13 protein-coding genes are annotated in these 13,858 nt (G+C 44.3%); 12 read left to right on the top strand and 1 reads right to left on the bottom strand.

Annotation, left to right across the window (positions count from 1 at the left end; translation table 11 throughout):
- Positions 1-84: 84 nt before the first annotated feature.
- The 3 genes from E5329_RS11495 (at position 85) to E5329_RS11485 (ending at position 5,281) form a co-directional block, all read left to right on the top strand.
- On the top strand, positions 85-3,210 hold the full coding sequence (locus E5329_RS11495; RefSeq protein ID WP_135989682.1) for a DUF6240 domain-containing protein: 3,126 nt from the start codon (positions 85-87) through the stop codon (positions 3,208-3,210).
- Positions 3,211-3,293: 83 nt separating this feature from the next.
- Positions 3,294-4,793, top strand: coding sequence for a flagellin N-terminal helical domain-containing protein (locus tag E5329_RS11490; RefSeq protein WP_135989681.1), 1,500 nt, complete (start codon positions 3,294-3,296; stop codon positions 4,791-4,793).
- Positions 4,794-4,804: 11 nt separating this feature from the next.
- Positions 4,805-5,281 (top strand): flagellar export chaperone FliS, encoded by a 477-nt coding sequence (locus E5329_RS11485; protein ID WP_135989680.1) that lies wholly within the window; start codon positions 4,805-4,807, stop codon positions 5,279-5,281.
- On the opposite strand, the gene E5329_RS11480 is transcribed toward E5329_RS11485, so the two are convergent.
- Positions 5,245-5,502: a YaaL family protein gene (locus E5329_RS11480; protein WP_330572115.1), complete on the bottom strand. Its 258-nt coding sequence runs from the start codon at positions 5,500-5,502 to the stop codon at positions 5,245-5,247. The genes E5329_RS11485 and E5329_RS11480 overlap by 37 nt on opposite strands.
- 256 nt (positions 5,503-5,758) lie before the next feature.
- Here E5329_RS11480 and E5329_RS11475 point away from each other — a divergent pair, with 256 nt between their 5' ends.
- From E5329_RS11475 to E5329_RS11435, 9 genes are all read left to right on the top strand, one after another.
- Positions 5,759-6,031 carry a pro-sigmaK processing inhibitor BofA family protein gene (locus E5329_RS11475; RefSeq protein ID WP_135989678.1) on the top strand — a complete coding sequence of 91 codons (273 nt, stop codon included), beginning with the start codon at positions 5,759-5,761 and terminating at the stop codon, positions 6,029-6,031.
- A 135-nt stretch (positions 6,032-6,166) separates the two neighbouring features.
- Positions 6,167-6,661: an A24 family peptidase gene (locus E5329_RS11470; RefSeq protein WP_135989677.1), complete on the top strand. Its 495-nt coding sequence runs from the start codon at positions 6,167-6,169 to the stop codon at positions 6,659-6,661.
- The gene (locus E5329_RS11465) at positions 6,658-7,782 is read left to right on the top strand and encodes a P-loop NTPase family protein (RefSeq protein WP_135989676.1); all 1,125 of its coding nucleotides are present in this window, start codon (positions 6,658-6,660) and stop codon (positions 7,780-7,782) included. Before E5329_RS11470 ends, E5329_RS11465 begins: the two co-directional genes overlap by 4 nt.
- Positions 7,742-8,983: a CpaF family protein gene (locus tag E5329_RS11460; protein WP_135989675.1), complete on the top strand. Its 1,242-nt coding sequence runs from the start codon at positions 7,742-7,744 to the stop codon at positions 8,981-8,983. Before E5329_RS11465 ends, E5329_RS11460 begins: the two co-directional genes overlap by 41 nt.
- Positions 8,970-9,710: a type II secretion system F family protein gene (locus tag E5329_RS11455; protein WP_135989674.1), complete on the top strand. Its 741-nt coding sequence runs from the start codon at positions 8,970-8,972 to the stop codon at positions 9,708-9,710. The genes E5329_RS11460 and E5329_RS11455 overlap by 14 nt, the downstream gene beginning before the upstream one ends.
- A gap of 32 nt (positions 9,711-9,742) precedes the next feature.
- Complete coding sequence (locus tag E5329_RS11450) at positions 9,743-11,014, top strand: type II secretion system F family protein (protein ID WP_135989673.1); 1,272 nt, start codon at positions 9,743-9,745, stop codon at positions 11,012-11,014.
- A 123-nt stretch (positions 11,015-11,137) separates the two neighbouring features.
- Complete coding sequence (locus tag E5329_RS11445; RefSeq protein WP_135989672.1) at positions 11,138-11,305, top strand: Flp1 family type IVb pilin; 168 nt, start codon at positions 11,138-11,140, stop codon at positions 11,303-11,305.
- Entirely contained in the window at positions 11,289-12,833 is a 1,545-nt protein-coding gene (locus E5329_RS11440) for a DUF5702 domain-containing protein (RefSeq protein WP_135989671.1), read from the top strand. The genes E5329_RS11445 and E5329_RS11440 overlap by 17 nt, the downstream gene beginning before the upstream one ends.
- A gap of 196 nt (positions 12,834-13,029) precedes the next feature.
- Complete coding sequence (locus tag E5329_RS11435) at positions 13,030-13,857, top strand: TadE/TadG family type IV pilus assembly protein (protein ID WP_135989670.1); 828 nt, start codon at positions 13,030-13,032, stop codon at positions 13,855-13,857.
- Position 13,858: the final 1 nt, after the last annotated feature.

The raw sequence follows: 13,858 nt of genomic DNA, 5'->3' as shown, positions 1-13,858 counted from the left end.
AGTGAAAAATTACTAAAGTTTCTTTGTTTTTTATCCGAAATAGTTATTATCAAAAATCAGGCACAGAAAAAATGGGGCACGGATATGAATATAAGAATAGATAACAGTAATCTGGCAGAAATTACCAGAACAAATAATAATGTGGAAATTAAGGGGAACGTTACGGTAACCACCCAGGAAACAACTACAGAGCAGGTAGAGAAGGATACTGGCAGAGTAACATCGGTGCAGCAGACCAGGGTGGAAGTTCCGGTATGTCCGGCAGAATCCCAGATCGAGAAGATACAGCAGGATGCGGAAAATGCCCAGACAGAACTGATGCAGCAGAAGATGGAAGTTGTATCCAATACGATGTCGGAAAAAGACTGTGAGAAAATGGGAGAAGATGGATTCTCTGTAAATGGCACAGAGATTGAGACCATTGTGACAGAAATTGATAAAATTAAAATGGAACTGGCAAAAGCAGGCGTGGATATCAGTGTCTTTGGGGATGAATTAAGCCAGGAGCAGCTGGAAGCGTTAGCCGGAAGCCCGGGTCTGGCAAGCCAATTAGAGGCAGTGCTCCGGCAAGCGGATTTGCCGGCTACTGAAGAAAATATTTCTGATTGCATGGAAACGGTGCAGCAGGCGGCCGATCTTGTCAATTGCACAGATGAAGCAGTGAAATATCTGTTGGAGCATGATCTTCCTCCTACCGTAGAGAATCTTTATAAAGCCCAGTACAGCACCAGTTACGGTACGGCCGGTGCCGCTGCGGCAGACGTTTTCGTGGATGATAATCTGAGGGCGCAGGTGGAGCAGATAATTTCCAGGTCAGGTCTTTCCGTGAATGAGGAGACCATTGGCTGCAGCCAATGGATGCTGGATCATCAGATTCCACTTACAGAAGAAAATCTGAAGTATGCCATGGATTTGAAGAATTTGCAGCTTCCGCCTAAGCCAGACCAGCTTGCTGGAGCCATGATGGAGGCAGTTGCAGAGGGAGGCCGCCCCATGGATGCTGTGGTTTTAGAAGGCTACAGTGACAGTGAGAGGGCAAGACAGGCCGCTCAGACAGTCAGCCAGGCTACCGAGGCACAGGTATGGAGCGTGGTTCAGGAGGGTCTTCCTCTTACAATAGAGAATTTACAGGCAGCTCAGAATACAGAAAAGCAGCAGGGAAAGGACAGCGGACAGCCTTTTTCCAATCCTCAGGATGTTCCTGATTATGCCAGGGAGGATATGGAATTTTTGACAGCAAAGAGACAGCTGGAGGAAACAAGGCTGATGATGACAGCCCAGGCTAATTATGCATTGTTGAAACAGGGGATATCCATTGAGACAAAGCCTCTGGAGGAATTGGTAGAACAATTAAAATCCTTAGAGGATCAGTATTATAAAAGTCTGCTGTCCCAAAACGGTATTCCAGCTACTGCGGAAAATACAGAAGTTTTTGCCCAGACTATGGAAAAGACCAGGGAACTGGCTCAGGCTCCGGCTTCTATATTGGGAAATATACGAACCAATGAAGACGGCATTCCTGCTATGCACGAAACAGGAATGTCAGAGCAGGCAAAGATGGAACGGGCAGGAGAGGCCTATGAGACACTTCGGACGGAGCCCAGAAAAGATATGGGCGATTCCATACAGAAAGCATTCCGGAATGTAGATGATATATTAAAGGATTTAGGACTGGAAACCACAGAGGCCAATCAGCGGGCGGTGCGGATTCTGGCCTATAACCAGATGGAAATTAATCCAGAATCCATTGCAGAGATCAAAGCGGCTGATCAGAAAGTACAGAATATGTTCCAGAACCTTTCTCCTTCTGTGGTAATGGAGATGATACGGGAAGGGGTGAATCCTCTGGAACTGGATGTGGAACAATTAAACAGCAAAGCGCAGGAAATTAAAAACCGCATGGAGGATGCCAGCGAAGAGAAATTCAGCAAATATTTGTGGAAGCTGGAACAAAATCAGCAGATTACTTCTGAGCAGCGGGATAGTTATATAGGCATTTACCGTCTGCTGAATCAGATTGATAAGACAGACGGAGCGGTGGTTGGAGCATTGGTGCATCAGGGCGCAGATTTGACGATGAAGAATCTTTTAAGTGCGGTACGGACCAACCGGAATCCGGGGATTAATGTATCCGTAGATGATAATTTTGGGGAAGCGGATGTAATTCAAAGCCAGGAGCTTAGCATTTCCCAGCAGATAGAAGCGGCTTATCAGACTGATTGCGCCAAAGAAGCTTTTGATATGGTCACGCCGGAAGGACTGCAGCAGGCTGAGGCCGGCGGCGCAGGTAAGACCTGGGAAGAGATGACTCCAGAAGAACTGTTATGGCAATTGAGAGAAGCGCCGGCAGATGAAGAGGCGGAACGGGCATACTACAAGGAACAGTTGCGAGAGTTTGCCGGAGCCAAAGAAGCAGAGGCGCAGGTACTGCAAATGCTGAGCGGCCGCGATATGCCGGTAACTGCTTATAATATTATGGCAGCCAGCCAGATGCTTCACAATCGTAACGGAATCTTTAAGACCTTGTTCGATCCCAGGAATCTGGATAAGGAAGTTAATTTTGAAGAAGTAAAAGAAGAGATTATTAAAGAGTTCGGCGAAGCAGTAAAGACGCCAGAAGAAATGGCTGAAGCCCAGGAAAAGCTGGCAGATCTGGCGGAGAATGTCATGAAAACCATGATAGAGTCAGAGGATGTGGGAAGCCTGGATATCCGGAATATGAAAATTATGCAGCAGCAGATTGAATTGGGCGCCCGGATGGCAAAAGAAGAGAATTATGCAGTTCCTGTATTGGTGGCAGATGAGTTGACGAATGTTCAGCTTAAGATTGTTCGGGGCAAGAGAGAGCGGGGCAGAGTTGATATTTGTTTTGAGACCCCTAAATTGGGAAAAGTATCTGCCAGCTTCCAGGTGCAGAAGGACTCCATCAAGGGTTATCTGGTATCCGATTCTCCGGAAACCATTGAAGAATTAAGAAACCATGAAGCTAACCTTCGGGAGCGTGTCAGCCAGGATGAGGGACAGACATGGGATATGAATATGATTTGCAGTGAACATCTGGATTTTTCCAATATTTTTTCCAAAGAAAAGGGAATGGGAGATTCAGAACAGACGGCAGAAGAGCAGCAGGTGCAGACAAGGACGTTGTACGGCGTTGCCAGAGCCTTTTTAGAAGAGGTAAAGCAGACAGGACAGAACATGCAGCCATAAGTTTTCTCCAGGATACGGGCAAAACGGATTTTGCAGTTGATTGGGAAAAATGGCAGGATTTAAGAGAACAGGAGAGATAGAAAATGAAAATTAACCACAACATGTCAGCACTTATTGCCAACAAAAGATTATTAGCATCCGATAAAAGCTTATCCAGCTCCATTGAACGGCTGTCCACCGGATATAGAATTAACCGGGCTTCCGATGATGCGGCAGGAATGGCAATCTCAACTAAGATGAAAGCGCAGATTAAAGGATTGGCGCAGGCTTCCAGAAATGCTTCTGACGGAGTTTCCGTATTGGATACTGCAGACGGCGCTTTAACAGAGGTTCATGCAATGCTTCAAAGAATGAGGGAGTTGTCTGTACAGGCGGCAAATGAGACAAATACGCCGGATGATTTAGAGGCAATTCAGGCAGAGATTTCATCTTTGCGGGATGAGATTGACCGTATTTCCAAGGACACCGAATTTAATACCAAGCATTTATTAGATGGTACGTTGGATCAACGGGTATTTACGGATAACCGGGGAATCAGCAGGATGGATATTTCTGACTCTGTTACAGCGGATGATTACGGCATTACAGTTACCAGCGATGCGACTCATGCAGTAGTAGCAGGAAATGTAAATATTGCGCCGACAGCTACAGCTCCGGCAGATGGCGTGGTTACAATTAATGGGGTTGAGGTTGAAATTTCCCAGGGTGATACTTTTGAAGAAGTATATACGAAGCTGCGGGAGGGGGCTGAGCGAGGGGAAGTGAACCTGCTGGTTTCTGCTCAGCAGAATCCGCCGACAGCTACGCCGCCCGCTACAATGGTTGGAAAACCGGAGGATGCCGGATATGTGCCTACGGATGTTACAAACGGAGGATTTCTGATTTTTGTATCAGATGAATATGGAAGCGCTGCAGAGCTGGATTTGAAATGTGATGACCCAGATCTTGCAAACTTTCTTGGGATTCCGCAGGATAATCCGAATGTGCCCCATGGAGAGGATGTGAAAGTGGAATTTGCGCTCACAAACACAAATCCGCAGGAACGTGTGGGATTTGGCTCTCAGGCTACGATCCTTGCAGAGGGCAATTATGTGACAATTTCGGATCGCAATGGATTTGAGATGAAGTTTGAGGTTATTCCCGGACAGATTACACCAGGTTCAGAAGTGAATATGGAGGTTACCAATATCGGAACTATGACCCTTCAGATTGGGGCAAATGAGAATCAGACAGTGGACGTACGGATTCCGGAGGTTTCTTCCCAGACACTTTATATTGATAAAGTGAATGTATGTACCGTTACAGGCGCAGACAGAGCCATTACCAGCTTTGACGGGGCTATTGCAAAGGTAAGTGAGGTTCGTTCCAGTATCGGCGCATATCAGAATCGTCTGGATTATGCGGTCAGCAGTCTGGACGGAACAGAGCTTAACATGACACAGGCGCTGTCCAGGATTGAAGATGTGGATATGGCAGAGGAAATGACAGAATATACCAAATACAATGTATTGACGCAGGCAGCTACCTCCGTACTTGCACAGGCAAATGATCTTCCTCAGCAGGTATTGCAGCTGCTGCAGTAGGGGGATAACCTATGACACAGGAAAAAAAGCAGGAATTTACCCGCCGGTTGAGTTGCTGCAACCGGGGGGAAATGATTGTGATTTTATATGACATTCTATTTGCTTACCTTGAGGATGCTGAGAATGCCAAAGAAGCAGGGGAATATGAGGAATTTAAGAATGCCGTGGGAAAAGCGGAGCAGGTGGTGCGCAGGTTGATGGATGATCTGGATTTTACTTATGCTGTTTCTGGTGAATTATATCCTCTGTACCAGTTTGTGAATCAGCTTCTGGCAATGGCAGTATGTAAAAATACTTTGCAGAATATTCAGGACGCACAGAAGGTTCTGAAGAATCTCTATGAAGGTTTTGTGGAAGCGGCAAAACAGGATACTTCAGAACCTCTGATGCAGCATACGCAGCAGGTGGTTGCAGGCATGACTTACCAAAAAGGCAGCCTGACAGAAACCCTTCAGGGTTCTGACAGTTCAAGGGGATTCTTGGCATAAGAATCCTCTTCATCGAACTGCTTCGCTTTCGTAAGCAGGAATTTATAACGCATTTGCAGGGCTTTGACCTGATAAATGCAGCAGTCAATTAAGTCCGGGTCCATGGCATTTTCAAAACGGTTATAGGCAAGCGCCAAATCATACTGGGCTTTTTCCAGGTCATCTAAAAGTGAAGAGTAGGCAGTCGCATGGGCGGTTTGCTTTTTAGAAATTAGAAACATATGCATCCCTTTCCTTTTTGTAACGATTTTTCTGCGGTGTGATGATTTGCAGATGGTATTACTCCGGCGGTTAAATATCGTAGCAGATGGAGATTTGGGCAAGTAAGATGCTGCGGTATTTATCTGCCGGAGTAATACATACCGTTTTCTTTCTTAAAGTATAAGCAGCCAATTCCAGTTTTATACAAAAAAGTCATAAATTTTTCCAGAAAGTATATATTTATATTAAAGATTATACTGATTACGGGAGTGGATTATGGAGAAATATTATGGAGCCATCGCCATTGCAGTTCTTTGTGTGCTGATACTTTTTATTGGAGCCATGAAACAGAAGTCAGAAGCTCTGACTACTTTTGTGCTGCGGGGATTTGTGGGAGCAGTGGGAATCTGCGTGGTAAATGAAATCCTTAAAAGCCAGGGCGTTACGGTGGCGGCCGGAATCAATCCTGTGACTGTTTTGACAATCGCAACCCTTGGTATCAGCGGGTTTGCGCTGATTTATGGAATTTTGTTCTATCATTTATTGTAAAATAGTTACAAAATTGAAAAAATTTCCTTAACCTACTTTACAAGAGAAGGAACATGTTTTATAATCCTAAGAAATCACTTGCCAGCAGGCAAATGGTTAAGAAAAGAGAGGTGATGAATTGGGGAAGTGAAATTTATGTTCAGCCTTCTGCTACTAATTTCAGCAGCGGTGATGGACATACGACGCGGTAAAATCAGTAACCGGCTGATTTTATGCGGATTAGCAGCAGGACTTTTTTTCCAGTTTGCAGATGCAGGATGGAAAGGAGCCGGCGTATTTCTTAGAAACGTTTCTATACCGGTAATCTTATGTTATCTGTTATTTCTTATACGTGCCCTTGGGGCGGGTGACATCAAACTGTTTTCCGTAATTGGTGGTATCTGGAATTTAGAAATCCTTACTGTAACAATAATGATATCTTTTCTGGCGGCAGCAGGAATCTCTTTCTGTAAAATGCTGTATCATCATAATCTGGTTTCACGTCTATGTATATTTGGGGATTATATCCATCAGGTTATCGTAAATGCACGATTATCCCAATATCCGAAGAGTCAGGGAAAACAACATATCATTCATTTTTCAATTGCAATATTAATAGGGTTTATCATAGCTTTGGAGGTGGCTTATTGAGGAAAATTTCAATTGCTGTCTGTGATACAGACAAAACATATGGACAAAAACTGGGAGAATGGATTTCCCTGGAAAAAGGCGGGCGGGCATTTGGCAGCAGTTTTTCCACTCTGGAGAGTTTTCTGGAATTTCAGAAGAAGGGAACCGTAGACATCGTTCTTCTGGGCAATGGATTCTGGGAGGAGCCTGCAATTGCAGCCCAGATGGAGAAAGCGCTGGAGGAAAACGAAACACAGAAAGATACCATACAGAAAAAGGGAATGGCAGCGGAGAAAGATCTGAAGAAGAGCCAGGCAAAGAATACGCAAAAAATACTCTGGATTTATCTGAAAGATTCCTCCGTCAGACAAGAAAACTCAGATTTGGCAGAAAATTTTCCTGTGATTGGGAAATATCAGCCGGCCTCCAGAATAGTAAGAGAGATCTTTTACCACTACCAGAAGTTAGGCAATCAGCAGGAACCGGCCATACTGAGCCGGGAAGTTCTCGGCGTCTATTCTCCGGAACATAGTATATGGCAGACACCCTTTGCATTAACTCTTGCACAGGCGTTAGGGCAAAGGGAGAAGGTGCTTTATGTGAATTTCAAAGAGTGCGCCGGATTTGCAGAATGGCTTCAGGAGAATTATTCAAGAGATTTACTGGATGTCATGTATTTGTGTCTGACAGGAGAAGGAAATATTGTCGATTGTGTGGGCAGCGCCGTGTATTCTATGGAGAACTTTGATTATATCCCTCCAGCCAACGACAGCCAGTGCCTGGGAGAAGTGTCCAGTCAGGATTATCTGGAGTTTGTAAAACTTTTGGCTGAGAAAAGCGGTTATGAAGTCATTATTCTTGATTTGGGTATGATGGTTTCCGGTTTCTTCGGTTTGCTGGAATTCTGCAGTAAAGTCTATATTCCCTCAGAAACGGGAGAACTGCAGAAAAATGCATGGAACCATTTTAAGCAGATTGTGGCAAGGCAGGAAAATCTCCGGTTAGAACAGAAAGTGGCACATTTGCAGCTGCCGGATATGAATCCGTGTATCTGCCGGGAAAATAAGATGCAGCAGTGGATTTGGGGAGAACTGGGAGACTATGCCAGACAAATTGCGGGGGTACAGGGTGGAACAGATTAGAAAACATGTATTGGAACAGCTGGATATGACCAGAGAACATGCAGAAGAAGAAATTTTGGCAGTTATTGATGAGGAAATCTGCAGATCTGCAAAGGAAAGGGTAATTCCTCTGAACTGGCGCAAAGAGCTTCGCATGCAGGTATTTCATTCTCTGCGGAAGCTGGATGTATTACAGGAACTTTTAAATGAAGATGATGTGACAGAGATTATGGTAAATGGCGCAAACCATATTTTTTATGAGAAAAAAGGAGAGATTCTCTGCTGGGATAAATGCTTTTCCTCCAGAGAAAAGCTAGAGGATATTATTCAGCAAATTGTGGGGAATCACAACCGGATGGTGAATGAGGCAGAACCCATTGCAGATACCAGACTGGAGGATGGTTCCAGGGTAAATGTGGTATTGCCGCCTATAGCGCTGGAGGGGCCTGCAGTGTCTATCCGCAGGTTTCCCAAACACCCTGTTTTAATGGAACAGATGATTGCTGGAGGTTCCATCAGCAGGGAGTGTGCAGAATTCTTGGATAAACTGGTGAAAGCCGGTTATAACATTTTTATTTCCGGGGGAACCGGATCAGGAAAAACAACATTTCTAAATGCCCTTTCTGAATTTATTCCGAAATCAGAACGTGTAATAACAATTGAAGATTCGGCAGAATTACAGCTGCAGGGAATTGAAAATCTGGTTCGTTTGGAAACCAGAAATGGAGGTGCAGAAGGAACTTTGGCAATTACTATTAGGGATCTGATTCGAACTGCCCTCCGGATGCGGCCGGATCGGATCATTGTAGGGGAAATCCGGGGAGCGGAATGTCTTGATATGCTTCAGGCTATGAATACAGGGCATGATGGCTCCCTCAGTACCGGACATGCCAATAGCTGTCAGGATATGCTGAGCCGAATGGAAACTATGGTATTGATGGGAATGGAACTGCCTTTGTTGGCAATTCGGTCACAAATTGCTGCTGGCGTGGATATCCTGGTGCATTTAGGACGGCTCAGGGACAGAAGCAGGCGGATGCTGGCTATTATGGAGGTGGCAGGAATTGAAAAGGATGAAATTCGCCTGAACCCTCTGTATGAATTTGAAGAAATGGGGGAACAGAATGGCCGGATTACCGGAAGCTGGATGAAAAAGGGTGAGTTGATTCACAGAGGGAAATTATACCGAGCAGGAATGGAGGGCGTTTGTGAGGAATTATAAGGTTTACGAATTGGACTGGAAGGAAAGATTCCTTTGTCTTGGCATTACGATAGGGCTTGCCGGGGCCATTTCCTGGCTGTTTTATCATAACAGCGCTGGGATGGCAGTTTCAGTGGTTTTGTACTTTCCTGTCAGGAAAACTTTAAAACGGCGTCTTCTGCAGAAGCGAAAGGGAGAAATCCTGTTTCAGTTTAAAGAAATCCTTCAAATGGCAGTGACAGCGTTAAAGGCAGGATATGCCATGGAAAATGCGTTTGTGCATGCCAGAGAGGAGTTTGTAAGGCTTTATGGAGAGAAGGGGATCATGGCACAGGAATTTGCACACATTAATTATCAGGTGAAATTAAATGTACCTCTGGAGGCTTTGCTGGAGGATTTGGCAACGCGGTGCGGGATAGAGGAAATCAGCAGTTTTTCTCAGGTATTTGGGTTTGCAAAGCGCAGCGGCGGGGATTTTTTGAAAATTTTTCAGAACTCAGCAGATAAAATACGGCAGAAGGCAGAGATTAAGCGGGAAATCGGGGTGGTGATCGCGGCAAAGCGGATGGAAATGAATATTATGAACCTTGTGCCCTTTGGCATTTTGGCTTACGTGGGAATTACTTCGCCGGAATTTTTAGAGCCCCTTTATGGAAACTGGCTGGGAATCGGAATTATGACAGCTGCGTTGCTTATTTATGGATGCGCCTGTATGCTGGCGGAGAAAATTGTAAATATTCAAGTGTAGTAAGACAGGTATTGTATACAGAGAGGTAAAATATGTATGGATATATTCTCAGTGCGGCAGTTTGCAGCGCGGCAGCCTGGAGAATGAAAAAACAGGGATATCGGAAAAAATTATATGAAGCAGTCCTGATAGCGGCAGCAGGGTTTTTGATGGCAGCGGTTTTTTGCAGGATAGATGACGGTGGAAATCAAAAGAGGGCAGTCCGAAACTCTCCTGGTCATGGGCAGGAAGAAAAGGATTATCTGGTGGATGCAGAAGATTTGATGGAGCAGTATCCCATGAGAATTCAAATAGAAGAAAAGAAGCTGACCAAAAAACAGAAACAGGAATATCTGGAAAAGGCGAGAAAGGAACTGGACAGAATAATTTTGGGAGAAAATACATCTCTGGAATCGGTAAGCCAGCCGCTGTATTTGCCAGAAACCTTACAGGAGGGGGCGGTAGAAGCATCTTACTTTTTTTCTGATTATGAGATTTTCGACACGGAAGGGAATCTGATTGGGTCTTTGGAAGAACCGGTTATGGTGGAATTAACGGCAGAACTCACCTGTCAGGAAGAAAATTGTCTGTATTCTTTTTATGTCCAGGCGGTGCCAGAAGAAAAATCAGAACAGGAATCTTTTGCAGAAAAGCTTGAGAAATTACTGGCATTGGAAAATGAAAAAGAAAATACGGATTATCTGGAACTTCCAGAAGAACTGGAGGGAAGAAAAATAATCTGGAAGGAACAGAGGGAACATCGCAGTTTGTTGATAGCGCTTTTGGGAGTTGCAGGCGCGGCAGTCATAATTTTCTCCGAAAAAGAAGAAAAAAAGAAAAAGGAATTACAGCGTCAGCGTCAAATGCTTCTGGATTATTCTGAAATTGTCAGTCAATTGTCGTTATTGTTGGGAGCAGGAATGAATCTGTCCATGGCCTGGGAAAAAATTGCAGCAGCTTATCAAAGCAGAAGAGAGCGAAAGGAGGTGGAAAGACGTGAAGCATATGAAGAGATGGTAACAGTTCTTAATGAAATCCGTGAGGGAGTAGGAGAACTGCAGGCTTTTGAGAATTTTGGGACAAGGTGTGATATGAACGTATATCGGAAGCTTTCTTCTCTGATTGTCCAAAATATCCGGAAAGGCTCCAGAGGTCTGCAGCGGCTGTTAGAGGAAGAGGAGAAAGAGGCTTTTGAACAGAGAAAGGCAGAAGCCAGAAAAGCAGGAGAAGAGGCAGGAACCAAGCTTCTGCTTCCCATGGGAATGATGCTGATACTTGTGTTGGTAATACTGGTAGTGCCGGCAGGGCTGACACTCAATATGTAGTTTTTTTAAGTGCTGGAAGGCGGATGCTCAATGTGCAGATTTTGCAGCGTCGAAAGGCGGATGCCTAATGTGCAGATTTTAAGCGCCATAAAGCAAATATTTAATATTTCAGGAGGAATAAATATGAGAGAATTGAAAAGGTTTTTAGCGGAAGAAGATGGTATGGGCGTTGTGGAAGTAATTTTAATTATTGTTGTTTTGATTAGTTTGGTGGCGCTGTTTAAAACCCAGATCAGCCAGCTGGTTACTGATGTATTGAAGAAGGTTTCAGGAAATGCAAAAAAAATCTGAGAAAAATTTAAGGACCTGTGCCGGCAGTGTCACGTTGTTTTTGGCGTTGACACTGACAATAATACTTTCTCTGATTTTCTCTCTGCTGGAAGCCGCAAGAATGCAAGCGCTTGCCCTGATTGCCAGGCGTGATTTGCAGCTCAGACTGGAATCAGTATTTGGTCAGTATCATGTACCCATGTGGGAAAATTATCATATGCTTTTTCTGGATGGAAATGATGAAAAGGGTCAGTTTAATTTGTCAGTATTGGAAGGAATCATGATGGAAGAGGCTGCTCTGGAACAAAAAGAGGAGGGTTTTTACCAGATTTCTTTAAAAAATGTTGAAATTGACCGATTTGCGCTGGCCACAGACCAAAATGGGAAACTTTTCAGGGAGCAGGCCTGCAGGGCGATGAAGGAACAGCTTGCGGAATATGCAGCAGATACCATCAAGGAGTTTCTGAGTCAGGGAAAAAACCTGGATAAAGAAAGTAAAGAAGCAGAAGAAAAGTGGAAGCTGGCCCAGGAAGCGGCAGAACAAGCAGCTCAAAGCGCGGAGAAAGCAGCGGAAGGTGAACAAGCAGGAGGAGAAGAGGCAGCAAAAGGGGGAGAAAAAAGCGCAGTGAATACCGGAGTTGAGTCTCCGCCAGAACAGGTACTGCCGGAAAATCCCATGGATTTTGTTAAAATGTGGAAAAAGTCACCGGTTTTAGCTTTGGTTGTGGAAAATCTTTCAGATATTTCAGGAAAAGGTATTTCTTTAGAAAATAATGTTCAGAATCGGAAAAAAGAAACTGGAAATCTGAGGAAGACTGGAGAAGAAAAGCTGGAAAAACTGTGGTTTCTTCAATATTTGAATACATATTTTTCCTGTCAGGGCGGTTCAGGGACAAAGGGCTGCAGCAGTCATGCTCTGGATTATGAATTGGAGTATTGTATCAGCGGTGAGGATACAGACAGACAAAATCTGGAGCAGACGGTAAAAAAGCTGCTTTTGCTGCGGGAAGCTGGAAATTTTGCAACCATTATGCAAGACAGCGGGAAACAGGCCCTTGCATTGGAAATGGCGACAGCGGCAGTGGGATTTACTGGGATTGCTCCATTAATACAGGCAGTTCAGATTGGAATTCTTCTGTCCTGGAGTTATATAGAAAGTGTGTTGGATGTAAGATGCCTGCTGGCTGGAGGAAAAGTTCCATTGATTAAAGAAGCGTCGGAGTGGAAAAGTGACGTATCACTGGGACAAAAAGCTCTGGAGAAAAACACCGAACAGCAGGAAGAAAGAGGATTTGACTATCGGGAATATCTGCAGATTTTGCTGCTGTCTGTGAAGGAAAATGTGCTGGTATCCCGTGCAATGGATGTTATGGAACAAAATATCAGAATGCTTCCGGGGGAAAATAATTTTTCGATGGATCATATGATACAAGGTATGGAGACCGAAACGGTATCCGGGGCAGATTCTATGTTTTTGGGGCTGATTACCAGCGTGAAGATGAAAGATGGAGTGTACCATTTTAACAGCAGACAACAATTTTTTTATTAGGTGTTTTATTATCGTAGAATATTGGGGGATTGCATAAACTGTCAGGCGATCTGTTTTGAGGATGTGCCCTCTGTCTGCAGATTGTAAAGAGCTCTTGTAAAATGAACTGCCGGGAGGGCTGTCTGGCAGATTGTGCCGCCATCCATATGGCAGAAGAGGAAACTGGTAATATTTTTAGGAAGGAGGGCATGATAAAGTGCCTTGGATAACTGGAAAGGATAACGAAAAAAACTCTCTCAGGCAAAATAGTAAAATAGAAAAAAGTTATGGGGATTCCCCGCCAAAGGCACTTTCTCATGTTCTTCTTTCGGGAAGCCTGACGGTAGAAGCGGCGCTGGCTTTTCCAATTTTTCTTTTTGCCGTGGTGATGATTTTATATTTGTTTCGAATGATGCAGGTACAGTATATTGTTGGAAATTCACTGGATCAAGCGGTGGAAGAAACAGTGTTGTTAAAGGGGATTTCCCAGAAAGAGGCAGAAAATTTGGCCAAAGCACGGTTTTACAAAAAATTGGCAGTTCAAAAATGCCCAATGTCCAGCATAGAATGGGGAGTGGCGGGATTTTCCTGGAAAAGTGGGAAAGAAAATGCTGCTTTTATTGATTTGCTGGTGTCTTATCGCATGGGATTTCCATTGAGTTTCTTTGGAAGAAGAAGCATTGCTTTATCCAATGGATGCAGAATGCACAGATGGATAGGCGGTCAGGATGATGCAGCGGATCGGGAGGGAAAAGAATGGGTTTATCTTACTCCGACACAAAATGTCTATCATGTCAGCAGAAACTGCAGCCATTTAAAGCTTTCGGTTCAGTCAGCGTCTATCAGTGAATGGATCAGGAAAAAGTATGATCCCTGCGGACATTGCGTCCGCCATAAAAAACCGTGTGGTATTGTTTATATTACCAGTGAAGGCGGATGTTATCATTTGAAAATAGATTGCAGCGGACTAAAAAGGACAATTTATATGGTATGGAAAGAACAGGTGGGCAATAAAAAGGCTTGTTCAAGATGCGGAGGAAAGTAGT

The sequence above is a fragment of the Petralouisia muris genome (assembly GCF_004793545.1).
GTDB classification, from domain to species: domain Bacteria; phylum Bacillota; class Clostridia; order Lachnospirales; family Lachnospiraceae; genus Petralouisia; species Petralouisia muris.
This window is presented reverse-complemented; position numbering and strand designations above follow the sequence as displayed.

Coding starts and splice junctions, on each gene's coding strand:
- E5329_RS11470 (WP_135989677.1), top strand. CDS start 6,167: ATGTTCAGCCTTCTGCTACTAATTTCAGCAGCGGTGATGGACATACGA.
- E5329_RS11475 (WP_135989678.1), top strand. CDS start 5,759: ATGGAGAAATATTATGGAGCCATCGCCATTGCAGTTCTTTGTGTGCTG.
- E5329_RS11480 (WP_330572115.1), bottom strand. CDS start 5,502: ATGTTTCTAATTTCTAAAAAGCAAACCGCCCATGCGACTGCCTACTCT.
- E5329_RS11445 (WP_135989672.1), top strand. CDS start 11,138: ATGAGAGAATTGAAAAGGTTTTTAGCGGAAGAAGATGGTATGGGCGTT.
- E5329_RS11460 (WP_135989675.1), top strand. CDS start 7,742: ATGCCAGACAAATTGCGGGGGTACAGGGTGGAACAGATTAGAAAACAT.
- E5329_RS11450 (WP_135989673.1), top strand. CDS start 9,743: ATGTATGGATATATTCTCAGTGCGGCAGTTTGCAGCGCGGCAGCCTGG.
- E5329_RS11495 (WP_135989682.1), top strand. CDS start 85: ATGAATATAAGAATAGATAACAGTAATCTGGCAGAAATTACCAGAACA.
- E5329_RS11440 (WP_135989671.1), top strand. CDS start 11,289: ATGCAAAAAAAATCTGAGAAAAATTTAAGGACCTGTGCCGGCAGTGTC.
- E5329_RS11490 (WP_135989681.1), top strand. CDS start 3,294: ATGAAAATTAACCACAACATGTCAGCACTTATTGCCAACAAAAGATTA.
- E5329_RS11485 (WP_135989680.1), top strand. CDS start 4,805: ATGACACAGGAAAAAAAGCAGGAATTTACCCGCCGGTTGAGTTGCTGC.